Annotated in this window: 24 protein-coding genes and 1 tRNA gene; 17 read left to right on the top strand and 8 right to left on the bottom strand. The window is 39.3% G+C overall.

All coding sequences use genetic code 11. The features are described from left to right. Positions 1-2: 2 nt before the first annotated feature. Positions 3-407, bottom strand: a complete 405-nt coding sequence (locus CJ263_RS11355; protein ID WP_094997383.1) for an arsenate reductase family protein — start codon at positions 405-407, stop codon at positions 3-5. Between the two features lie 135 nt (positions 408-542). Between CJ263_RS11355 and cls the strand changes: the two genes are divergently transcribed. Beyond that, positions 543-1967 (top strand): cardiolipin synthase, encoded by a 1425-nt coding sequence (gene cls, locus CJ263_RS11350; RefSeq protein ID WP_094997382.1) that lies wholly within the window; start codon positions 543-545, stop codon positions 1965-1967. A 48-nt stretch (positions 1968-2015) separates the two neighbouring features. Continuing rightward, complete coding sequence (locus CJ263_RS11345; RefSeq protein ID WP_094997381.1) at positions 2016-2579, top strand: hypothetical protein; 564 nt, start codon at positions 2016-2018, stop codon at positions 2577-2579. Positions 2580-2590: 11 nt separating this feature from the next. On the opposite strand, the gene CJ263_RS11340 is transcribed toward CJ263_RS11345, so the two are convergent. Together CJ263_RS11340 and CJ263_RS11335 are read right to left on the bottom strand one after the other, a co-directional pair. Continuing rightward, positions 2591-4114, bottom strand: coding sequence for a GH3 family domain-containing protein (locus tag CJ263_RS11340; RefSeq protein ID WP_094997380.1), 1524 nt, complete (start codon positions 4112-4114; stop codon positions 2591-2593). Positions 4115-4297: 183 nt separating this feature from the next. Then, positions 4298-5170 (bottom strand): diacylglycerol/lipid kinase family protein, encoded by an 873-nt coding sequence (locus CJ263_RS11335; RefSeq protein ID WP_094997379.1) that lies wholly within the window; start codon positions 5168-5170, stop codon positions 4298-4300. Between the two features lie 64 nt (positions 5171-5234). Here CJ263_RS11335 and CJ263_RS11330 point away from each other — a divergent pair, with 64 nt between their 5' ends. Continuing rightward, a complete protein-coding gene (locus CJ263_RS11330; RefSeq protein WP_094997378.1) occupies positions 5235-6212 on the top strand; it encodes an App1 family protein in 978 nt (325 codons plus the stop codon). Between the two features lie 9 nt (positions 6213-6221). Here CJ263_RS11330 and CJ263_RS11325 read toward each other — a convergent pair whose 3' ends face one another. Genes CJ263_RS11325 through hisC form a run of 5 tightly spaced genes read right to left on the bottom strand, consistent with a single transcriptional unit; the run spans position 6222 to position 11850 of the window. Continuing rightward, a complete protein-coding gene (locus CJ263_RS11325) occupies positions 6222-7097 on the bottom strand; it encodes a flavin reductase family protein (protein WP_094997377.1) in 876 nt (291 codons plus the stop codon). Beyond that, positions 7094-8329: a fumarylacetoacetase gene (gene fahA, locus CJ263_RS11320; RefSeq protein WP_094999221.1), complete on the bottom strand. Its 1236-nt coding sequence runs from the start codon at positions 8327-8329 to the stop codon at positions 7094-7096. The genes CJ263_RS11325 and fahA overlap by 4 nt, the downstream gene beginning before the upstream one ends. Before the next feature lie 22 nt (positions 8330-8351). After that, positions 8352-9512: a homogentisate 1,2-dioxygenase gene (locus CJ263_RS11315; protein WP_094997376.1), complete on the bottom strand. Its 1161-nt coding sequence runs from the start codon at positions 9510-9512 to the stop codon at positions 8352-8354. Between the two features lie 52 nt (positions 9513-9564). After that, on the bottom strand, positions 9565-10695 hold the full coding sequence (gene hppD, locus CJ263_RS11310) for a 4-hydroxyphenylpyruvate dioxygenase (protein ID WP_094997375.1): 1131 nt from the start codon (positions 10693-10695) through the stop codon (positions 9565-9567). Positions 10696-10743: 48 nt separating this feature from the next. Further along, on the bottom strand, positions 10744-11850 hold the full coding sequence (hisC, locus tag CJ263_RS11305) for a histidinol-phosphate transaminase (RefSeq protein ID WP_094997374.1): 1107 nt from the start codon (positions 11848-11850) through the stop codon (positions 10744-10746). A 114-nt stretch (positions 11851-11964) separates the two neighbouring features. On the opposite strand from hisC, the gene CJ263_RS11300 reads away from it, so the two are divergent. The 14 genes from CJ263_RS11300 (at position 11965) to CJ263_RS11240 (ending at position 23842) form a co-directional block, all read left to right on the top strand. Continuing rightward, positions 11965-12423 (top strand): MarR family winged helix-turn-helix transcriptional regulator, encoded by a 459-nt coding sequence (locus CJ263_RS11300; protein ID WP_094997373.1) that lies wholly within the window; start codon positions 11965-11967, stop codon positions 12421-12423. A 106-nt stretch (positions 12424-12529) separates the two neighbouring features. Further along, positions 12530-12603: transfer RNA gene (locus CJ263_RS11295), tRNA-Arg, on the top strand. A 237-nt stretch (positions 12604-12840) separates the two neighbouring features. Further along, positions 12841-13245: a hypothetical protein gene (locus CJ263_RS11290; RefSeq protein WP_094997372.1), complete on the top strand. Its 405-nt coding sequence runs from the start codon at positions 12841-12843 to the stop codon at positions 13243-13245. A gap of 4 nt (positions 13246-13249) precedes the next feature. After that, positions 13250-14209, top strand: coding sequence for a hypothetical protein (locus CJ263_RS11285; protein WP_094997371.1), 960 nt, complete (start codon positions 13250-13252; stop codon positions 14207-14209). Between the two features lie 325 nt (positions 14210-14534). After that, the gene (locus CJ263_RS11280; RefSeq protein ID WP_094997370.1) at positions 14535-14969 is read left to right on the top strand and encodes a BfmA/BtgA family mobilization protein; all 435 of its coding nucleotides are present in this window, start codon (positions 14535-14537) and stop codon (positions 14967-14969) included. Between the two features lie 24 nt (positions 14970-14993). Continuing rightward, complete coding sequence (locus CJ263_RS20940; RefSeq protein ID WP_158657133.1) at positions 14994-15137, top strand: hypothetical protein; 144 nt, start codon at positions 14994-14996, stop codon at positions 15135-15137. 285 nt (positions 15138-15422) lie between these two features. Beyond that, a complete protein-coding gene (locus tag CJ263_RS11275) occupies positions 15423-15827 on the top strand; it encodes a response regulator (protein WP_094997369.1) in 405 nt (134 codons plus the stop codon). Between the two features lie 18 nt (positions 15828-15845). Beyond that, a complete protein-coding gene (locus tag CJ263_RS11270; protein WP_094997368.1) occupies positions 15846-16256 on the top strand; it encodes a response regulator in 411 nt (136 codons plus the stop codon). 105 nt (positions 16257-16361) lie between these two features. Continuing rightward, positions 16362-18458, top strand: a complete 2097-nt coding sequence (locus CJ263_RS11265) for a sensor histidine kinase (protein WP_094997367.1) — start codon at positions 16362-16364, stop codon at positions 18456-18458. Positions 18459-18638: 180 nt separating this feature from the next. Next, positions 18639-18941 carry a hypothetical protein gene (locus CJ263_RS11260; RefSeq protein WP_094997366.1) on the top strand — a complete coding sequence of 101 codons (303 nt, stop codon included), beginning with the start codon at positions 18639-18641 and terminating at the stop codon, positions 18939-18941. Between the two features lie 199 nt (positions 18942-19140). Beyond that, entirely contained in the window at positions 19141-21510 is a 2370-nt protein-coding gene (locus tag CJ263_RS11255; protein WP_094997365.1) for a TonB-dependent receptor, read from the top strand. 33 nt (positions 21511-21543) lie between these two features. Continuing rightward, positions 21544-22323, top strand: a complete 780-nt coding sequence (locus CJ263_RS11250) for a DUF4625 domain-containing protein (protein ID WP_094997364.1) — start codon at positions 21544-21546, stop codon at positions 22321-22323. Positions 22324-22411: 88 nt separating this feature from the next. Further along, positions 22412-22864 carry a DUF4625 domain-containing protein gene (locus CJ263_RS11245; RefSeq protein ID WP_229702415.1) on the top strand — a complete coding sequence of 151 codons (453 nt, stop codon included), beginning with the start codon at positions 22412-22414 and terminating at the stop codon, positions 22862-22864. 18 nt (positions 22865-22882) lie between these two features. Further along, positions 22883-23842 (top strand): DUF4625 domain-containing protein, encoded by a 960-nt coding sequence (locus tag CJ263_RS11240; RefSeq protein ID WP_094997362.1) that lies wholly within the window; start codon positions 22883-22885, stop codon positions 23840-23842. The last annotated feature ends 148 nt before the right edge of the window (positions 23843-23990 follow it).

The raw sequence follows: 23990 nt of genomic DNA, 5'->3' as shown, positions 1-23990 counted from the left end.
GCTTAGGATTTCTCCAAACCGGCACTATCGGGTTCCATAAATTTTTTAAAACTAGCTGCACTTTCAAGCTCAATATAGTTTTCGCCGTCAATGGCAATGGGGTTTTTTAAGAGATGGGGTTCTTTTTCCAAAATTTTAAGCCAATCATTCTCATCCAACTCCTGTTGGTTTTCCCCGTAGGTTTCTAAAAAATCCGGGTGATCTTGTGCAACTAAATCCCTAATTTCTTTATTAAGTCCATCTGCCAATTCTGCCCACTGGGTTCCGGTTACATTGGTTTTGGAAACATCGACAGCTAAATTTTTCTTCTTGGAAGATTGGATATAGGCATTAATTTGTTTACCGATAGAATTCTCCGAACTGTAATATAAAGTAATCTGTTTTTTGTCCATTGCGATAACTCCCATATGATTTGTTTTTAAAATTAATATCTAGCCTCACCAAAACTTAACTCATATCCCATTAAAAGTGTTCGAAACGCTATGCTAGCCCATTAACAACCTTAAAATGCACTATCTTGTTGATTACTTTAAAGATACTAAATGAACACCATACTTTGGATAGCCTATTTACTCGTTACCATTTGGAGCATTGTCAATATTATCTTTTATGGAATGCGATCCACCAAAATGATCAGTTGGTCCCTAACCGTAATCATACTACCCTTTTTAGGGCCTATTCTATACTATCTTTTTGGTATCAACCGTAGAAAATTCAAGCTTTTTAAATTAAAACAGACCGAAAAAAGAAAACTCTACTCAGAAACCTACAAGGAACTCAAGGGGGGTGAGAAAAGTGTACATGACTTTGATAATTACAAACACGATAAGATTGCTTCCTTAATACGAAAAAACAGCTACTTTGCTCCCTATGAAGGAAACAAGATCGAATTGCTAAATGATGGGGAAGAAGCTTTTGGAGCCATCTTTAAGGCCATTGAAAAAGCTGAAAAATTCATTCATGTACAATATTATATTTTAGAAGAGGGTGATTTATTGGATAGATTCTATGACCTGTTTTCAAAGAAAGTAAAAGAAGGGGTCGAGATCAGAATGCTCTATGATTCCCTAGGCAGTCATTCCCTGCGCGGAAAGGTGGTAAAACGCTTTAAGGATATTGGTGTAAAAGCATTCTCCTCAATGCCCATTCGATTCGGTAATCTATTGTTTACCCTCAATTATCGCAATCACAGAAAAATTGTGGTCATTGACGGTAAAATAGGTTTTACAGGCGGATTTAATGTATCTGACAAGTATATTAATCCTATCTCCGATCTTGGTCTGTGGCAAGATCTTCACCTTAGGTTGGAAGGTCCGGTCGTAAACAGTTTACAACGTGTATTTATTAAGGATTATCACTTTGCAGGTGATGAAGATTTACTCCTAAAGGACACCTATTTTCCTAAAATCGAGGCCCAAGGTACCAGCATAGCACAGGTAGTTTCCAGTGGCCCGGATTCCAAGTATCCGGCCATCATGCAACAATATTTGGCGATGATCAATTCGGCCAAAAAAAGTATATGCATTGCAAACCCTTATTTTATACCCGGGATGCCCGTACGCGAAGCTCTACAGATAGCCGCCTTGAGTGGTATTGAAGTGAATCTGTTGACCCCAAAAGTATCGGACTCCCTACTGGCCAAATACAGTATGTTTTCCGGATTCGAGGCTTTGCTCGACGTTGGGGCCAACATCTACCTAAGACCCGATTTTTCGCACAGTAAGGTCATCATCATCGATGGTGAAATTGCATCGGTCGGTTCTGGAAATTTTGATTACCGAAGTTTTGAACATAACTTTGAAACCAACGTCCTTGTCTACGATAAGGAGATTGCCCAAAAAATTGAAAAGTTTTTTTTCGGCCACTGTAAAAAGGAAATTCTCCTAAAAAAGGAGTCCTTTAAAAAACGTTCCATTTACTTTAAGTTTATGGAAGGCCTTGCCAAATTCTTTAGCCCTTTACTATAAAATATTGATATTTTGCCCTCATTTATACTTGTAATATTTACTTTTTTTATGCCCAATACGGAACCTCATATTATACCCGATGAAATTAGAAAAGAAGCCCTGGTGGCCCTATCGCATTACCCCGAACTTGCAGATACACCTATCGAATTCAAATTCAAGGCGCATATAAAAAAATCCACGATGCAGGCACAGCCCGCTTTTTGGAGTGTTTTTAAGAAAAAAGGGAAACGTAATTATAAAATCCTTATCAGTGAAAAAATCAAAATAGCGGATACACTATACAGTACAACGGATATGCCTTCTGAAATTATGATAGGCTGGTTGGGCCATGAATTAGGTCATATCATGGATTTTAAAGATAGGAGCGGACTTAATCTAATCGGTTTTGGAATTAAATACTTAACATCAAAAAAGTACCTTAAAAAAGCCGAGCGGCGTGCCGACTTCTACGCGGTAAGCCACGGTATGGAAAAATATATTCTGGAGACGAAGTCATTTATTCTTGAAAAAGCTGGACTTCCGGAGAAATATATCAATAGAATAAAAAGGTTGTACGTGAGTCCCGAAGAAATCATGTCCATGGTAGAAGAACGCGATGCGGCCCTCCATTAATGCCTTTGAATCTAGCTTTGCTTGTCCACAAAATCTTCCCATTCGCTAAATTTTTCCTCGCCCATTACGCGTTCCATTTTTACTTGGCCGCCCTTCTTTTTATTTTGGTCGTTCCACTCGTAGAACACATCGGGCTTTACAACAAACACCTTAACGCCCTCTAAAGCCTTTGAGCGTGCCACCTTATAATTTTTGTTGGCCTCCTTTAAAGAGTTGTCCAACACTTTTGCGGCTTTTTTGGGGTCAATATCGGCATTGGTCCCTAAATACCATGAATGATAAAAACCATCTTTGTACTTCTTGGCGCAAAGGGTATATTCCGGTACTTCTATGTCCAAAGCATGTTCCAATTCCTTAAGCGCATCATCCAGTTTATTTACGGACAACTGTGATCCTACGGTATTCAAAAAAAACTTGGTGCGCCCGGTAATCTTTATCTCGGCACGTGCCACATCCGTAAATTCTATGGTATCCCCAATAAGATAACGCCACGTTCCGCTTACAGTGCTAATGATCAATACATAATCTTGACCTTCTTGCACCTCGCTTAGTGTCAAGGACGGAGCATTTTGATCCAACGAGCCATCTTCCAAAATATAATCCGGATCAAAGGGAACAAACTCAAAATAGATTCCATTATTGGTCACCAACTTCATGGCATCCGTTTCAGGCCTACTCTGAAAAGCAATAAATCCCTCTGAAGCCAGATAGGTGTCGATTACTGTAATGGGCCTTCCCATTAGGGCATTAAAACTCTTTTCGTAAGGTCCAAAAGCTACTCCTCCAGAAGTATACACTTCCAAATTGGGCCAAATTTCATGGATGTTTTTTAAACCGTGGGCCTTTATAACTTCCTTCAACATCAATTCTATCCAAGAAGGTATTCCGCTTAATCCTCCAATATCCCAATCAGGGGCTTTCTCTACAATTTTTTCCACACGTTCGTCCCAATCATCTATTTCTGCAATTTCTTCCCCGGGCTTATAATACCCACGGAACCAAGAGGGGATATTGCTTGCGCTTATCCCACTTATTTCTCCTTCTAAATGATCGTCCTTTTCAATTAAATCTGTGGAACTACCCAACATCAAAATTCCCTTTTCAAAGAAATCCGACGGAAACTCAAAATTACTAAGTGCCAAAACCTGTTTTATTCCTGCCCAACGAATGGCCTTGATCATGACCTCTGTCACCGGTATTCTTTTGCTCGTTTTACCGGTCGTTCCGGAACTCAATGCAAAATAGTCTGGGTTGCCCGGCCAGGTAACATTTTCTTCTCCCTCGTGTAGTTTGTACCACCACTGGTCGCTGATACCGTTATAGTCAAAATAAGGCACTTTTTTAGAAAATTCCTTTGGGACTTCATCAGACTTTAGGATTTCCCTGAAACCGTACGCCTTTCCAAATTGTGTTTCGGCGGCCTTCTCCAATAGCTCCTTTAGAACCTCTTGTTGTTCCTCAATGGGATTCTCTTCCCCAGATAGGACATCGGTAACATCGATGATACCTTTAATAACACTTCCAATGATTGGCATTTTTATGAGTTTTGGTTATAGGTAAAGTTACCATTATCACCCTATGTACCTTCCTCAAAAAGACTTATGTTTAACTGCTTTGAAAACAAATCACAGGTTATTACATAATCTGTATTACAGTAGGTTGAAAATCCTGTCAATTTTTAAAAAGGAGTGAAGCCGAAGTTATACTAATGGAGAGGTTTATCTTCCGTACAATATCTTCAGTTTTTCAGGTCTGAGCCTCGCGTTTATTTCTTTTTTGTAGCCCATGAATTCCCCATCCACCTGGAATGGAATGGGCTCCTCACACCTAATATCTGCATCCTTGGTTTTAATGGTCGTTACAAATTCCGAGTTTTTGGATACATCACCATAAAAGGTTTTGATAATTTCAACAATGTCAAAATTTTTGAAGAGCAATATCTCAAATTCATTGTCATCCATTTGGCCCGTTGGGTTTATATTGGCGCCCGTACCAAATTTTCGGGCATTGGCTATGGCCACCAAAATCACCTCCTCCCTGTGTTTTTTGCCATTGGCCTCAATGGTTACAAAAAAAGGAAACTTACTTTTGGTCAATGTGGGAATGGCCTGCAATAAATATCCCAATTTACCCCGTATTTCAGATTCCTCATAATTTTCGATGAGCGCGGCATTCACCCCCATATCGGCGATATGTAGACATGTGCTACCGTTTACTTCAAGAATATCCATCACTATAAACGCATTTCCAAAGGCAATTTTTAATTGCTCTTCCAAATTATCTGGGATATTCAAATTAAGGGCAAGACCATTTGCCGAACCACTAGGGAGTATCCCAACCAGGATATCCCTATCCTTTATAGCATCCACCACTTCCCTTACGGTACCATCGCCACCTGCAATGAGTACTCTTGAGAAATGGGTCTTTTCTAATTTTTTTAGAATACTTTTTCCATCCTGTTCTCCAGTGGTTTTATAAATCTCTAACGCTATGTTCAATCCATCCGCCTTTTTCCTTACCGCTGCTATAATTTCCTTTTTATCCGTTCCACCGGCTATTGGATTTATGACCAACAATACATTCTTTTTCATACGGACAAATACTTTTCTCCAAAATTAAGTATTTTCCCGAGGGCCAGATGTTAAGGTTGACCGAATGAAATTAGATTTACAATTATATAGGGGATATGCCAACGATAAAGAAATCGTTGTCTTTGGTCATGTCTTTGAATCTTGGGGACCTAGCAACTACAGGGTCGATAGAAAGAACTTCTATCATATCAAAAGCCTATGGAAAATGTTTACCATTCGCCCGTTGGAAGGAATGAAGGTCCAAATAACATTCAAAGGATTAAAGGCAACCACAACAACCGATTCTAACGGGTTTTTTGAGTACACCCTGCCCTATCATTTTGACTTGGAGCCCGGATGGCATCCCTATGAGGTTTCCTGTATTCATGGAAACAAGGGGTTTGGTATTTTGGAGCGTTCAGAACTTCGTAAGCCCTTTAGCAAAGGGATGAATATTATTTCTGATATAGACGATACTTTTTTGATTTCACATAGTGGAAATATCTGGAAAAAACTGTACGTATTGCTTACGCAAAATGTCACCCAACGAAAAAGCTTTGAAAACGTGGTAGATCACTACGTGGCCTTGGAAAAAAACGATTTGAATAAAAATGATCCCAACTCTTTTTTCTTTGTTTCCAGTAGCGAGTGGAACTTATACTATTTTATCCTTGAATTTGCCAAATTACAGCACTTGCCCAAAGCAGTTCTTCGACTAAAAAATTTAAAAACGGGCTTGTTGGATTTTTTGAAAACGGGAGGTGGCGACCATGATCATAAATATCATAAAATCAAGAAAATTATTTCATTTTATCCTCATACTCAATACGTTTTGTTGGGGGACGATTCCCAAAAGGATGCCGACATTTATGAGCGGATATGTACCGAATATCCATACCATATTAAGGCCGTTTATATACGCCAGGTTTCAAGAAAGCCAAAACCTTTGGTTGTCGACAAAATAAAAAAAATACAAAACCGGGATATTGCCACTTGCTATTTTACTTCAAGTACGGAAGCCATTGAACACTCCGAAAAGATTGGTTTGATAGCTGCAGAATGACTATTTGGGTTACAAATACAACAAGGCCAAAGCTTCTTCCATTCTCCCATCTTCCAGCCATTTTTTGGCCAGTTTGTGGATACTAACCTCATTAACCGTACTTTCCAATATTTCCTTGACCTTCGGTAACTCCGCTACTCTATCAATATCTTCTTGGGAAGGCAAAGTTTCCATATTTCCCAGGCGTCCTAAATTATTCCCCGTAAGTACGGTGCTGTTTCTAACGGCATCGGGTAATTGATCTACCCCTATGCCCTTGTTGCGAATCGGTTTAGGAATTTCAAATAGGGAATCACCACTAGAACGTGTGTACCAGTTTCCGCCCATACGACCTACCAAATCCAATTTTGTGGTATCCAGTTTATTCTCGGAATCCAGATAGTCCTCATTGATGTGAACCAGTTCCACTTTGGCCAGAATCAGGTTACCGGCACCTGGGGTGTCGGCCAATTCTATCACTTCGGTCACTGAACATTCAATGGCTACCGGAGCCTCCCCTACCCTGGGAGGTTTTACCTTTTCACTGGGAACTTGGGTAAAGCCAGCCTTTACAAATTCGTTCACGCCTTTCTCATAGGAAGTACTGGCCAAAGACATTTGTTCCACCATAGGATAGTTGACAATATTGATGACCACTTCGGGTACTTCCAAAACATTCTGATGGGAATGCTTCATAGAACCATCGCGCCCGCTCCTATTGGGAGAAAATATCATGATTGGCGGATTGATACTGAAAATATTGAAATAGCTATAGGGGCTAAGGTTTACATTTCCTTCGGAATCAATGGTACTGGCAAAACAAATGGGTCTTGGAGCTACTGCCGATAAAAGATAGGCGTGCAATTCTTGCTGTGGAATGTTATTTGGATCAATAGTTTTTATCATATATTAATTTTTGCAGGCAAGATTTTCCCCGACACTTCCCCAAATCCTACCCGAATATCATTTTTAATGGCGTACCCTTTCATGCTTATGGTATCATTATCCTCAATAAAAGTACGGGTCTCACCCTGTTGCAATTTAATCGATTTCTTACCGCCCCAGGATAGTTCCAGTAGGGAGCCATAGGCAGTTTCATCCTTTCCCGAAATGGTACCCGAAGCCATCATGTCCCCCACCTTTACATTACAACCATTTACGGTATGATGTGCCAATTGTTGGGCCATGTTCCAGTACATGTATTTAAAATTGGAGCGACAAATTGTTTGGGTATCCGAATTTTCAGGAGCTAAGGAAACCTCTAGATTTATATCATAATTCAGCGGCCCAGTGGATTTTAGGTAAGGTAGTACTTCAGGGTCTTGTCCCGGACCTTCAACCTTGAACGGTTCCAAAGCCTCTAGGGTTACGATCCAGGGTGAAATGGACGAGGCAAAACTCTTACCTAGAAAGGGGCCTAAAGGCACATATTCCCATTTTTGGATATCTCGGGCGGACCAATCATTGAACAGGACCATACCAAAAATGTGTTCGTGTGCTTTTTCAACAGAAATGGATTCACCCAACTCTGTTTCTTTTCCGATAATGAATGCCATTTCCAGCTCAAAATCCAACCGCCCAGAGGGTTTAAAAATTGGTGTTTTTTCACCTTTGGGCAACACCTGACCTTTAGGCCTATGAACGGGTGTACCGCTGACCACTATGGACGAGGCCCTTCCGTGATATCCTACGGGAAGGTGTTTCCAATTGGGAAGGAGGGCATTCTCCGGATCACGGAACATTTTACCTACATTGGTGGCATGTTCCAAGCTGCTATAGAAATCCGTATAATCCCCAATATTGACAGGAAGATGCATTGTAGCTTCATTTTGACCAACAAGGGCACCCGATAAATTTTTCAGTTCCGAATTTTCATCCGATAATAGTCGTTGCACATCCAAACGAACCTTTCGGGTTATTTCCTTACCCAATCCAATGAAATCGTTCAGAAAAGGTTTCAAAAAATAGTGTTCCTCAACATCCAACAAATCGGCTTTTGCCAAAACAGCCAAATCAACGATTTGGGCACCAATAGCGATACCGGCCCTAGGTTCATTTCCATCCACGGAGAAAATTCCAAAGGGTAAATTGTAAATTGTAAAATCAGAATCGTTTGGCACATCAACCCAAGTAGACATTGGTTTCATACTTGATTTTATTTTATGAATTCAACCAAGATTGATAGTAGTTACCATCGTCCAATTTCATGGCGTTTTCCGTCACCATCAACGGCCTAAACGTATCGATCATTACCGCCAATTCTTCGGAGCCTTTTTGACCGATACTTCGCTCTACGGCACCTGGATGCGGACCATGCGGAATTCCGGCCGGATGCAATGAAATATTGCCTGGTTCAACACCGTTCCTGCTCATAAAATCCCCATCCACGTAGTACAATACCTCATCGGAATCGATATTGGAATGATTGTAGGGCGCAGGAATGGATTTAGGATGATAATCGTACAATCTGGGCACAAAGGAACAAATCACAAAGGCCGAGGTCTCAAAGGTTTGATGTACCGGCGGCGGCTGATGAATTCTTCCCGTAATGGGCTCAAAATTATGGATTGAAAATCCGTAGGGATAGTTGTATCCGTCCCAACCTACAACATCGAACGGATGTCCTTCATAAACCATTTCATGCAGCACTCCTTGTTTTTTCACTTTCATAAGGTGCTCGTTCAAATCGGTATGCGTCTCCAGATTCTCTGGGAGTTTGTAATCCCTCTCACAATACGGCGAATGCTCCAACAATTGCCCGAACCAATTTCGATATCTTTTCGGAGTGTAAATAGGAGTGAAGGATTCCGCATAAAAAATACGGTTCTCCTCGGTATCAAAATCGATTTGATAGATGACACCACGTGGAATGATAAGATAATCCCCGTACTCAAAAGGAATATTCCCAAAAATAGTCCGGAGCGTCCCAGAACCTTTGTGGATAAACAACATTTCATCAGCATCCGCATTCTTATAAAAGTAATCGGTCATAGATTGCTTTGGTGCCGCCACCCCTATATGCACATCATTGTTCACCAAGAGGGGCTCCCTCGCCTCCAAAAAATCATCCTTGGGTTTAACGTTAAAACTCACCAATTTTAGCGAACGAATATGTTTTTCTAGGCCTATTTTGGGGGAAACATCGGTACTCTTTACAATCTCCTTCACCATGGTAGGTCGGTTATGGTGATAAAGCAAAGAGGACATCCCATCGAACCCTATAGTACCGAACAACTGCTCAGAATAGAGTTCACCGTCCGGCCTACGGAATTGCGTGTGGCGTTTTGGGGGAATAGTACCTTGTTTGTGATATATGGGCATAAATTGACTTTTTTGGTTTGTGAACTTCTTTTAAAATTACTCATTTAGGTCCTTATAAAGTACCTCTGAGTTCCTGCTCACGTTCTATGGCTTCAAACAATGCCTTAAAATTACCTTTTCCAAAGGATGTTGCACCCTTTCTTTGGATGATTTCAAAGAACATGGTAGGTCTTGCTTGAACGGTCTTGGTAAATATCTGCAACAAGTATCCCTCATCATCACGATCAACTAAAATCCCCAACTTACTTAATGAGTCTATATCCTCGTCAATTTTACCGACACGTTCTGTAAGCACATCATAATAGGTGGTAGGAACGGTTAAAAACTCCACTCCCCTACTTTTTAGGTCGGATACCGTTTTTACGATATCATCGGTAGCAACCGCAATGTGCTGCACGCCTTCGCCTTCATAAAATTCTAGATATTCATCCACCTGGGATTTCTTCTTGCCCGGAGCAGGTTCATTGATAGGAAATTTGATTCGCCCATTGCCATTGCTCATCACTTTGCTCATCAAAGCGGTATATTCTGTAGAGATATCCTTGTCATCAAAGGAAAGAATTTGGGTAAAGCCCATAACCTCTTCATAGAAGTTTACCCAATAGTTCATTTTCCCCTCTTCCACGTTCCCTACCATGTGGTCCACATATTTAAGCCCTACTGGTTCCGGTTGATAGTCCGATTCCCATTTTCTGAAACCGGGTAGAAACACCCCATTATATTCCTTGCGTTCCACAAAAATATGGACCACTTCTCCGTAGGTGTGAATACCGGATCGAACCACTTTTCCGTGGTCGTCCTCTTCCACCTGAGGTTTCATATAACTTTTGGCACCGCGTTTCATCGCTTCCTCATACGCATAGGTAGCATCCTCGACCCAAAGTGCCGTTACCTTAACACCGTCACCATGCTTATCTATGTGCCTACCTAAATCGGTTCCACTTTTTAAGGGAGAAGTTAGGACCAATCGTATTTTGTCCTGTTGTACCACATAGGATTCAAGTTCCCTACTTCCAGTTTCCAGACCTTTGTATGCCAAGGATTTAAAACCAAATGCAGTTTTGTAGAAGTGCGCTGCTTGTTTGGAATTGCTTACATAAAGCTCCAGATAATCGGTGCCGTTGATCGGCATGAAGTCTGTTGCTTTTTCCTGTTTTTTTTCTGATGCTATTGTTGTTGACATATTGACTTACTTTATATTGTTGTTAATGCAACATAGTTGCTAAAAAATTTATGACATTACTGTTTTCATTTTTACAATGGATTCCAAGGCATTCAGTAGTACTTCGTTGGAAGCCCTGGTACCAAAGGAAATCCGAACTTTTCCAGGGGCACCAAAATTGCCCACAGGTCTAACCATAATCCCCTTTTGCTCCAATAAGGCGACCAGTTCTGTATCAGGAATAGTAGGTTGAATCATTACAAAATTTCCCTGGCTAGGCCAAAACTTGATTTGTAATGCACTTAATCCCCTAAGCACAAACTCACGTTCCTGACGTATTAGGGCTACGGTCTTTTCCACAAATTCCGTATCCTCCAAAGCTGCAATGGCCCCTTCCAAGGCCATGGTGGACAATAGAAAGGGTTTACAAATTTTTCTAATGTAATTGCTGATATGCAAAGGGGCATAACAATACCCTACCCGGAGCCCAGCCAATCCATAGGTTTTGGAAAAACTGTTAATGGCAATGATGTTCTGATCATTTTTCACAAAAGGTAATGCCGATGTATAGTCCGCAGCTTCTGCAAAATGACGGTACACCTCATCCAAAACCACAATGACGTGGGATGGAACTTTATTTAAAAAGGCAGTCAAATCTTCTTTGGGAATATAATTCCCGGATGGATTATTCGGTGAGGCCAAAAATATCAACTTCGTTCGTTCGTTCACCGCATTTAAAATCCCCTCCAGATTATAATCAAAGTTTTCCGTCATGGGAACGTTGATGGCGGTAGCCCCCATCCAACGCGTGAATGCGGTATAGGGCAAAAAACAAGGCTGACTTACAATCACTTCATCGCCCTCGTTAAGAAAAGCCTTTGAAATCATATCAATGATTTCCGAGCCACTATTGGAGGTAATAAAATGGTCCTGGTTAAGTTCTTGTTTAAAATCCCTGACCAAGGCCTGTCTTAGTCGGATATCGGTATTATCCGGATACAGACTCAGCTCCTCGAGTGAATCCATTAGCGCCTTTTTAACCTTAGGGGAATACCCTAAAGGGTTTTCATTGGAAGATAACTTATGCACTTCCACACCCTCTGGCATAACAATTTTCTTGCTTCCGCCCTTATAAGTGCTATCTTCTAAAATGTATGTTTTAAACTGTATCGGCATGCCTGTTCATCCATTATCCTTGGAAGGTTTAAAATTACAAAAAATATTTCATTTTGTTGCATTAACAACAATTTTAACGATTTTCTATGTATTTTTGTCCGTAAGCTACCGCATATGGACAGGACCGAAGGATTTGGCGTATATATTGACCGCACCTTAAAAAAGGTACAAAGCACCTTTTTACAGGCCTTTTTGGACAATGATATCGATTTGACCATTGAGCAATGGGTCCTACTACAACGAGTACATCTGGAAGGCAAGAATGCATCCCAGGCGGACATCGCCAAATCCAACTTTAGAAATAGGGCCACCACTTCCCGTGTTATCAGTGGGCTTTGCAAAAAAGGTTTACTAAAAAAACAGCGGTTCAGGGACGACCAAAAACGTTATAAATTGGTCATGACGGACGAGGGCCAAAAACTTATGGAACGTGTACTGCCCATAATCAAAGACCTAAGGAAGGTAAGTACCATTAATATTACCGAAAAAGAGTTTGATATTTTCTACCAGGTATTGGACCAACTCTATGACAATTTTGACCACTACGAGGGCTATAAAACTACAAGCTCTTAGTTACTTTTTATAATAGGGTATCTTTTAGCACGATTTGGTTTTACCAATATGTATTTTTTACTAAATTTGCAGCCACATTTAAAAAACCATCCTTTTAAATGTATTGGGTCGCGTAGCTCAGCTGGATAGAGCATCTGCCTTCTAAGCAGACGGTCAAAGGTTCGAATCCTTTCGCGATCACTTGGATTCATTGGGCCTCCGAGAGTTTCTCTTTCTGGGGCCTATTTTTTGCAAACAATTTGCAAACACCACATTTTTTAACAAGATTTAACATAATAACGACCTATTTGTTAAATTTCAAATCGATTTATAATAATTTCACTTGTTTTAATTGTTAGTTCTATTTCTTTATAATAGAAATTGTCAAACTTCGTTTTATGACATTTTTTAGGTTGGTCAAAGACTTAAAATAAAATTTTGAATATTACACTTACCAAAACAGATTATACTATTTCGACTCTACATAAGCTTATATCTTTAGATGAATATAATGGCTTTGTCAAAATGCGGGAATTCGAATTGGTACGGCAAAAATCTTATAAGTTTTACAGAGTTAAGGGAAAATTGAACGGAAAGAATGAATTCGTTGTTCAAACAGATTTTATCAAACCCTTGAAAATTTTGGTCAAGACCATAAATGTTTTGGGTATTTTGACTTCTTTGATTTTGGCGTTTATTATTTCCAACTGGACACTTGTTATCTTATACTTTGTTTTGAGACTTTTTTTGGAATTATATACAAGGTATCACGAAGAAAAGGAGATTCGTTGTTTTTCTGAAGCCTATCATAGTCTAATCCGAGAAATACAGCATAACTACTAGAATAATGCAAGGATTGATTAATGTAAAAGGTTATTCCGAGAAGTATCTAAAGTTGGCTATCAGACAATGGATTGATTTGTATTTGGAAAGTTTATATAACGAAAGGACCTTTAATTTGTTCCAACTTGAAGACTCAATCCAAATAAGAATCGATAACATTTCTAACCAATTGTTCTTTTTCTTGATTAACTATTTAAAGTACCCTGAAGATATAAAGGGACCAATTGAAATATTGGGATATACAGGAGGTGATGAGACTAGTGATTTTAAAGGCCAGGACATATTGATTTATATTCCTTCTGATGATACTGAATATGATAACGTTTATGTGGTAACGGAAAATAATAATCATTTCAAGATTGACTTTGGTGGTGGAATAAAAAAAGTCAATTCTAGAATTCCAGAATTTTTCAAATTAACACCGGTAAGCACATCATCAATAAATACTATTACAGTTTATACAAAAATGAGCGTCTATCCAGATAAGAAGCAATTCTTTAAAACCATTGAAGGAAGGTTTGCCATAATATCTTTGGCACTCTTGATATTTTTAGTATTTCATTTTCTGTATATCAATGGAAATAGCGATATGATGGAAAAAGAAAGAGTAACTTGGTTTTTATATGCCGGAGTTTCTATTTGGTTTTATATTGATGGTGAAATACTTAAAAAGGATATTCTGTATTTAGGTTGTTTTGCAATAGCAATTATACTGATGGTTTATGGTGGGAATTTTGTAAATAATTTTCCAATAATAATAACTGAAAAATTAGGGCCATTTACTTTAATGCCATTAGCTTTTTTAATGTTGCAATGGCCTCTCAGAAGAATATACAAAGGATTATTTAAGAAAGAACCAAAGACTGATAGAGGCGGAGGAATAACTGATTTCATATATTCAATGGCACTTATATTTGGCTCAATTATCTTGCCTTTTGTTTTGTATGGATTTATGAATAGGTGATTGTTATATCTTAAGAAAATTAATTGCCAAAATCATTTCTTAATACCATTCATCCATTCACAATTTATTTTGCTAATGATAAAATAGGTATATTTATAATATGCTTTCAAGCATAATTTGTGCGGCAAACAAATAATTGATTTGACTTTCCTAAAGTCCGTACAACGAACACAAAATTACAGTGGTAGCTGATTTCCAAATCAGCATGTATTTATTCGGTCCCGCTTGCGGGACGAAGAAATAGCAAGAGGGTGATGCGCAGATTGCGCCATCACGGTTGTTTTCGGGTATTCAAAACGTTGAAAACCAGTTAATTGAATGAATTTTGGAATACCGTGTAAAAACAGGGGTTACAGTAGACTTTTCCAAAATCTACAGTGAACCCTTTGGGAAGCCCTGTAAACACTGGGAATTTTTAGCGGAAAAACAAAATTGGACCATGGAAAAGCAATCAACAAACAACGGAACGAAGAAAGGAACAGGTGGGTATTCCAATATAACCCTAAAGAAAGAGACGGCCACACGCTTTCGAACCTATTCCAAAAGGTTCAACAAGTCCCATAGCGACGTATTGGACGGGATGGTCACCTACTTCCGGGAAAACAACCTGGACCCCTTTGGAGGAGGACTAAAGGTCGTACTTGACAATATCAAAAAGTTGGAAACGAAGATGATGAAGAAAATCGATAGGATCATCGCTATTATCAAGAACATGGAAAGGACGATGATAAGGAACCTGGGAAGTTCTTTTCCAAGGTGAGGACTGTCCACCAAAGAAAAGGACATGGCCTTCAAGCTTCTTAAGACCATGGGAGTCAAAGCTCCAAGTATACCGACCAATAAATTACAGGTGGCGGCCAAGATCATCAAATCCCTTGGAAGTGCATCGATAAGGCCAAGGGGAACGGGAGAGGACATGGGATACTGAAATCCAAAAAGTAGGTTGCGCCCTTTCGGTTTTTTGCTTTACGCGTATCTGCCGGAACGCTACAAAAACCCGATAGCATCCATGCACAAAAGTTAGGCGTAAGATTTGAGGTTCTTGTTCTTGTATTTTCAAACAGTTCGGCTTTAAGCTGAGATTGAGGAGATCAAAAATAATTACAATATAAATAGTCTTTTACCGTTATTTTTGTAAGAATTTATTTTCAATTGCTTAAAAAGTATTATTTGTGATTGGACTTAGCAATGGTTTAAAAGTACTACCGTTCCAATGAAGAGCTACAATAATATTTACTTAATTGATGATTTTGAAACGGTAAACTTCTTACATACAATGCTTTTGAAAAGATTAGGTTTTCAAAGCGTTTTTTCATTTACAAATCCCGAAGAAGGCCTTAAAGTTTTGTTGGAAAACCGAAATAGCCTTAAATCCTCCTTGATTCTATTGGATATCAATATGCCTGAGATGAACGGATTCGAATTTCTGGATTGTCTCTTAAAAGAAGGTATTACACAATCTTTAGACGTAATTATAGTATCTTCTTCCATCTCTGAAAAGGATAAACGGCTTGCGCTTGAATATCCGGAGTATGTACGACATTTTTTGAACAAGCCATTAGAGTCCAATCAACTTAAGACGTTACTTGAGCTAAATGAAAATTCTAAATTAATATAACTTTAATAATTTCTAAATATGCAAGATTGTAATCCCCCTTATGATATTGTTTTCGTAGTTGACGATGATCTGACCGTAAATTTCATTCATAAATCCCTTATAAAAAAGTCTTTTTTGACAGATGATATTAGGTGCTTTACGAATCCCATTGAAGCACTAAATGATTTGAGAGAAACACTTTTAAAAGGGAAACCTAATATTTTAATATTATTGGATATTAATATGCCAGAGTTAGATGGTTTTGAATTTTTAGACCGATTAAATCATTTTCGAGGAACAGAAACGGTGGAAACCATGATGGTTACATCATCTATCGACAGCTCAGATTTAAAAAGGGCGATGAACCACCCCTTGGCACTAGGATGTATTTCCAAACCACTTAGAATGGCCGATATCTCCATTTTGAAGAAAAACCTCACTGAAGTATAAAAATTTACGGATTCTTAATTTTTCTAATTCCCTTCCTTAACATGGATTTGGGATGGTTAAACCCGGTTCTAAAATATTAATTACATATCTAACAGATAATAGTTCATGAACAAAAGAAAATTGTTAGTCTTGGATCCTACCTTTAAAAATATTAAAAAGGTAGTTTTTGTAAGTCTCTTATTTTTCTCCTTGATTGCAATTACGTTCACAGGTTATCTTGAATTTTTGATTGACAAAAAGAGTAAAGACACTGAAAGGGTTAGATTAATTGCTATTCAAAGTGCCTTGAATCAAAGAATTTCAGACAGCTTAAACCTGAATTCCAAAATAACTCCTGAAATTGTAAATGACGTCGAAATAATGACACGAATGCATTTTCAATTATTAAATGGAGACGAATCGCTTGGCTTAGCTAAAATTGAAGATTACGGTTTAATTAGCATATTAAAAAGCATATCCCCTAACCAACAGCAAATTTATAATTTGGTGAATAGGAAGGAAGTTGATGTATTGAATGAAAATCTGATTAATGAATACAATAAAAACCAAGAGGCTTATCAAAAAGGGCTAAATAAAATAATTGCTACCCAAATCTCGAATTCCAGTCTACCTTTTTTAGGTTTAAGAAGACTTATCTTTTTTTTGGGAATATTATTTATAGCCATCATTTTCTTAAACTATAGGGTGTTCATACGCCCCGTAATAAAAAATGTTCGAATTCTTAGTGAGGAAAAGGAACAACAGTCGGCACGTATAAGTTCAATTTTGGAAAACACCAAGAATGCAATTTGGTCTGTAGATTTAGAACTAAAGCTGGTAACCTTCAATTCGGTCTTCGCTCAGGTTGTGACCAAGCATAGCGGAGAGGAGCCAATAATCGATAGAAAGGTACTGGGTTTGACTCCGTTTGATTGTGAGCCATTCTATAAAAAAGCATTTGAAGGTGAAATTTTCAGTACAGACTTTAAATTGGAGTGTGAGGGAAAGACAACATATCATGAGCTTTCTTTTCATCCCATTTATGATAGAAATAGGCTGGTAATCGGATGCAGTGTTTATCAAATGGAGGTTACTCAGCGAGTCGAAGCTCTTCAAGAATTAACTTTAAGCGAATTTTATTTAAAAGAGGCCCAGGAAATTTCAAATATGGGAAATTGGAATTGGAATATTGTAAATGGCAAAGTAGAATGGTCCGAACAATTTTTTAGACTTTGTGGTAAAAACCCTTTAACCTACGAACCTGACTTTGAAGATTTCTTCTCAATGATTCATCCTGACGATCGAGAATCCGTAAGGGAAACTCTCCAAGGAGATTTAGAAAGTAAAAGGCTGCATAATGCGACATATAGAATTGTAAGGAATGATGGGGAGGTACGCTATTTGTACACACGGGGAAAATTTTTTTATGATGAAAATGGTAAGCCTCATAGAATGGCCGGAACCACACAGGATATTACCGCAATGGAAATGGCTAAAACTAAAATCTTAAAGCAAAATTACGAACTTCAAAATTTCGTTTACGTTGTTTCGCATATGCTAAGGGCACCCGTTTCAACACTCAAAGCTCTTACGGGACTATATAATTCTTCAGAGAATGATTATTTGAGCAATGAGGAATTGGTGAGATTGATAGACAAGACGGTTTTCACACTTGATGATACTTTAATAGATTTGAATGAAACCTTATCACTTAAACACGTTTCGAAAGAACAATTTGAAGAAGTTGATCTGCATGAAATCATGAATAATATCGAATTGCTTTTGGCCAACGACATTGAGAGTAGTAAGGTTCAAATAAGCAGGGATTTTTCCGAAGTTCAAAAAATATTGGGGATTAAGCCATATTTAACGAATATTTTTTTCAACCTGATACAGAACGCTATCCATTATAAGTCTATGCATAGGATACTCCAAGTGAGGGTCATTTCAAATTGTTCACCAAATGGTGTTGTGTCGATTTCAGTATCCGATAATGGTATTGGAATGTCACTCAACGATTCAAAAAGAAAGAAAATATTCGATATGTATGGAAGGCTTAGTGGCTCAAGTAAGGGTAAAGGAATGGGACTTTACCTTGTAAAAACTCAAGTGGAGGCTATGGAAGGTTATATTGAGGTTGAGTCCAATCCTAATTCCGGTTCTGTTTTCACCGTCGTTATGAATGAAAATGAAAGAGTTAATTGGATGAGCCAGGTAAACTGAGCCACCCGCGCATGACGAAAGCGGCTTTTTATACAGATTGAAACTACCAGCCAATGTTCAAAATATTCATTCTAATGATTTACAACCTGAGGTGAACAAAATTTAGAATACAGTAAAAGTTTAGCATATTTACGGGACCAGTGATATAAATTGATTTGTTTTTAATAAGTTTGCGTGGATATGAAATCAAATCGTCTCAAAAATAGCATTTCCTTTATCTTTCTTGCCCTTTTCATGGCAACGAAGCTTATTGGCCTTCATGTGCTTACACATGACGATCCAGATTGCCTAGATTCTTGCGCCATATGTCACAACATTGCCGCTGACAGTCATACACCCGCAGTATTGGAAGATTCAGGGGAACCATTGTCCCCCGCCATCGAATTCGTACCTCAAAACGAAGTTGCAATTGGCTACGATTTCCAAGTTTCTACGACCACTTGCCCAAGCCTTCTTTTCTCAAGGCCCCCTCCTTCAATTTAATTACTCCTTACATTTTAGTTTGGCAAACCTTTAATCCGTAGGATTAAAATGTTATTCCCTTGTCTATTGACCCTTGTATTAGGGTGCATTCATTGGGTTTATAGAGATACTGCAAATTTCTTCGCCAAAGCAAATGTCGGGATCTGGCCTGAACGCTCCTTTCTTCAGGAGCAATATGAGAATTACATAGTATTTCAAAATGATAAAGAAATTGCTCGTTGCATGGCTGTTCATCAGTCTATGTACACAGGCATCCGGACAAGAAACCTATAAAATCCATGGACTTGTGATAGATGCAGCCAACATGTCTCCTATAGAAGGTGCCAATATTATTGGTAATCCTTTCTTTGCCATTTCAAGTGAAAACGGCAAATTCACCATAGAAAATATCCCACAAGGCAACTATGATTTTAAGGTAAGTCATGTGGCGTACACCTCCCAGACCGTTACCGTTGAAGTATTCAAAAATTTGGATGGTGTGGTCATTCAACTTCAACCCACTGTTACCAATCTTGATGAGGTGGAACTGTTGGGTAAGTCCGAAAAAAGAAAAGCACAGGAACTATCCACTATAACCGTAGGGGTTACTAAAGAGTTTTTGGAAAGCAATAGAGAAAACAGCCTAATGCAGACCTTGCGGAAAATTCCCGGGGTGAGCACCCTGACCATTGGTTCCGGTCAATCCAAGCCCGTTATTCGGGGACTTGGTTTTAATAGGGTCAGTGTTGTGCAAAATGGTATTAAACACGAAGCACAGCAATGGGGCAACGACCATGGTCTGGAAATTGATCAATATGGAATTGAAGATATCCAAATCATAAAAGGCCCGGCGTCTCTATTGTACGGTTCCGATGCCATAGCAGGTGTAGTGGACATCCAACCTCCAAAAATCCCCGAACCCAATGCTTTTGGTGGGGAGGTAAATTTATTGGGAGAAACCAATAATGATTTATTGGGTCTTTCAGCTGGAATCCAAGGAAGATTACAAAATTGGTTTTATCGTGGTCGTTTGACCTATAGGGATTATGGTGATTACAAAGTACCAACAGACCAAATCAATTATGAAAGCTACATTTTTGAGCTTCATGAAAATCATCTCAGAAACACAGCGGGTTCCGAGGCAAATGCAGGCTTTAGTATTGGGTATGTAAAAGACCATGTCAAATCAGAAACATTTATCAGTAATGTAAATGCGAAGAATGGCTTTTTTGCCAATGCCCATGGATTGGAGGTGCGGACCTCAACCATTGACTATGACAGCTCTGACAGGGACGTTGATTTACCTTATCACAAAGTCAATCACTTTAAGGCCACCAATAATACCACATTTTATATAGGTAATCATACCTTGGATTTTGATTTGGGCTACCAGAACAACCAAAGGGAAGAACGTTCAGAACCCGTGCCCCATGGCTATATGCCCACCCCCCCCAACAGCAGGGAGCGGATTTTTACCAAAAACACCTACTCCCTCAATGCAAAGGATACCTATTCTCCCCATGAAAAACATGACTTGTCTTTTGGTATAAACACCGAATTACAGAACAACAATATCGGCGGATGGGGTTTCCTTATTCCAGAATACAATAGGTATTCTGCCGGTGCTTTTGTATACGACCATTTTAAAATTCAGGAAAACCTACATCTTCAATCAGGAATTCGTTACGATGTGGGCCTTATGCGAACCAAGGCATACTTTGATTGGTTCCGGTCTCCAGTCAACAATAGGGATGGCACCACTTCTTACGTATACCTGCAACGCGCACAGGATAGGGACATTTACTTTGGAAACTTTAGTGGTTCCATAGGGATGAGCTACCTCACCAAAAACACCACTTGCAAAATAAACCTTGGAAAAAGTTTTAGGATGCCATTGGCCAATGAGCTGGCCTCGGATGGGGTAAACTACCACATGTACCGCTTTGAAAGAGGCAATTTGGACCTAGATGCAGAACAATCCTATCAATTGGATCTGGATATTGACTACACCACCGAACGGTTCAATGCAGGTATTAGCCCTTTTTTGAATTACTTCGGGAATTTTATCTACCTGAACCCTACTGCCAACTACTACGAAACCTTACAAATATACGAGTACACCCAAAGCGAAGTCCTCAGATATGGTGGTGAGGTATGGGCCGGTATGGATATTACGACCGCCCTAAGATTGGATGCTTCGGTAGAATATATTTATGCCAGACAGACCAGTGGCCCCAAAAAGGACTTTACCATTCCGTTCACCCCGCCCTTGTCCACCTTATTTTCAGCGAGCTACCGTTTCAAGGATTTTCTCTTTTTCCAAGCACCACTGATCATGGTTGACTTTAGGGTTACCGCTGCCCAAAACAATATTGTTCCCCCAGAGGTAAAAACGGAAGGCTACCAAGCCCTCAATCTATCAGCAAATACCAAAATACAACTCTTTGAACAAGGGAGTCCGGCGCAGTTACGTATCAAATTGAACAATGTGCTCAACACGAAATTTTATGATCACACCAGTTTTTATAGGCTTATCGATGTTCCAGAACCTGGCAGGAACCTATCGGTCTCCTTAACGATACCTTTTTAATCACTTTTATTAACCCTTAAACATTAAATTTTTATGAAAATTAATCTCAAACACTTAGCACTTTTTGTACTTGCAGGCATCACATTGAATTCCTGTAGCGACGACGACAATGATCTCGTTTTTGAAGACGCCCCTGTAATCTCCAACTTTGAACTTGGCATGGGAAGTACCCACGGCGATGGGCATGTAGCCTATGCCGGATCCGATATTCACTTGGAAGCCGATATTATTGCCGAAGCAGGGGTACAAAGCATCACAGTGGACATTCACGCCCATGACCTTGACGTAGGTGATGGTGAAGAAGAATGGGATTTTGCGCAAATCTGGGACGATATGGAGTACCAGAGCATCAATCCTACATTCCACGAGCATATTGATGTGCCCTCCAATGTACCTGCCGGCGAATATCACGTTATCCTAACCGTTACCGATGAAAACGGCAACAGCACCGAAGTCGTGGGGCATATTGATATAATGAAACCCATTATGGTAAGTAATCTTTCTATCGATGAAAGCGTAATGCGAGGTGATGATTTCCATGTGGAATTCATGATTGAAGCCGTTCACGGCATACACCACGTTATCGTTGACGTACACGCTCACGGTCTAGCCGTTGGCGAGGGTGAGGTAGAGTGGGATTTTGATGAGGAATTTGAAGATGGCCTGCACGAAGAGACCGAAGCAGAATTTCATGAACACATTGATGTTCCAGCTACCGCTCCTGTGGGAGAATACCACATGTTGATTACTGTTGAGGATGAAGAAGGCAATACCCATGTTATTGACCGACACATTGATGTAACTGCATCATAAATTCACAACAAACCAGTGCCGACCACAACTGAAGGCACTGGTTTTCTATTAAAAAATACAGACTATGAAAATTATAAAATATACAAGCTTGCTTCTGGCAATCTTACTAATTACTTCCTGTTCTTCAGACGATGGCAATGTCAAGGACGAAGAAAAACCAACCATTACCATAAGCTATAGTGGCGGTTTCCCACAAGCTTGTGAAAGCTTGAAGCGCGGGGAGACTTATGTGTTCAAGGCCCTAGTTAGTGACAATAGTACGCTTGCCTCCTACAGCCTTGACCTGCACCACAATTTTGACCATCATACCCACGACGACCAGGAGGCAATCTGCGATCTAGAACCTGTTAAGGCAGCAGTGAACCCCTTTATTTATATGGAAAACTTCCGCATAGATGGAAATCGAAAAGAGTATGAGATTAATATCGAAGTTACCATTCCACAGGACATTGATGCCGGTGATTACCACTGTGCCTACTCCGTGACCGATGAGACTGGATGGCAAAGCAGAACCTCTATTGACATTAAAATAATCGAATAGCAAAACTTAAAACAAATTATGAAGACAAATTTTAAATTTTTATCACTGCTCTTTGTGGCCCTTTTCACCATTACCGCCTGTACCAACGATGATAATGACGACGAGGAAGAAGTAATTCTTGTAGAACCTACCCTGGAAGATGTTGAAGTAGGGCTCAACAACAACGAGATCGGGGTTATGGGCAGGGATTTACATTTCAACGCCAGTGTACTGGCCGGAGATAAGATTGATATGGTAAGTATCAAAATTCAACCAAAATCTGGTGAGACCTACGTATCCGACTGGTCTTATGAACGAAAATGGGATGAATATAAAGGTATCAAGAATGCCACTGTACACAAACACTTCGATATACCAGAAAATGCTGTTGAAGGCATCTATGATTTCATAATCATTGTAGAAGATGAAAATGGCACAACGCTGGAAGAAGTAAGAACTATTACCATCTATCTGGCAGAAAACCTACCAGTTGACCCTCAAGTTGGGACTATTATTGTAGGAAACTTAGAAACTGATAGATATGCACACATAAGTTATTTTGGTGAAGTCCAGAATGGTACTGATGGACTGCTTATTATGAACGAAACTGCTGTAGCCCAAGGTAGCATAACCGGAGTAAAAGGTGATGGAAAATTGTATGTGGTGCTCATCAATAAAAAGCACAACCACAAGCCAGAGAGCATTGATGCCATAGATTATTCAAAAACTATTGTATGGAATATTGCTGAACATATTGATAAGGCTACAACGGGAAATTTTAGCAATACGTTCAGTGATTTTACGGCAACTCCTTTTGTTATTATATACCCAGAGTTTACCATTGGCGCAGCGTACGACAATAATCTTCCCAAACCCAATCCCATTGACGGGTTAAAGGCATGGGAAGCCGGGGATTATTATTTGGGTTTTCTTTATGAAAATACCACCTATAAAATGGGTCTTTTTAAGTACATCGAAGTGTCGTTGGTATTGCAATAGAAAGACGGAGATTGTACTTAGCTGAAAAAACAGCTACATTTATGTAAAGAAACACATTAAAATTGTTTTCAATAGTTGTTTTTTGCTTTACGTGTTCTTAACGGGGTTTTTCTCAGGATTTTAAGTAGTAAAACAATGATTTTTAAAT

Source organism: Maribacter cobaltidurans (assembly GCF_002269385.1).
GTDB lineage: Bacteria > Bacteroidota > Bacteroidia > Flavobacteriales > Flavobacteriaceae > Maribacter > Maribacter cobaltidurans.
Note: the sequence above shows the minus strand (reverse complement) of the source record. Positions and strands in the feature narration are given on the sequence as shown.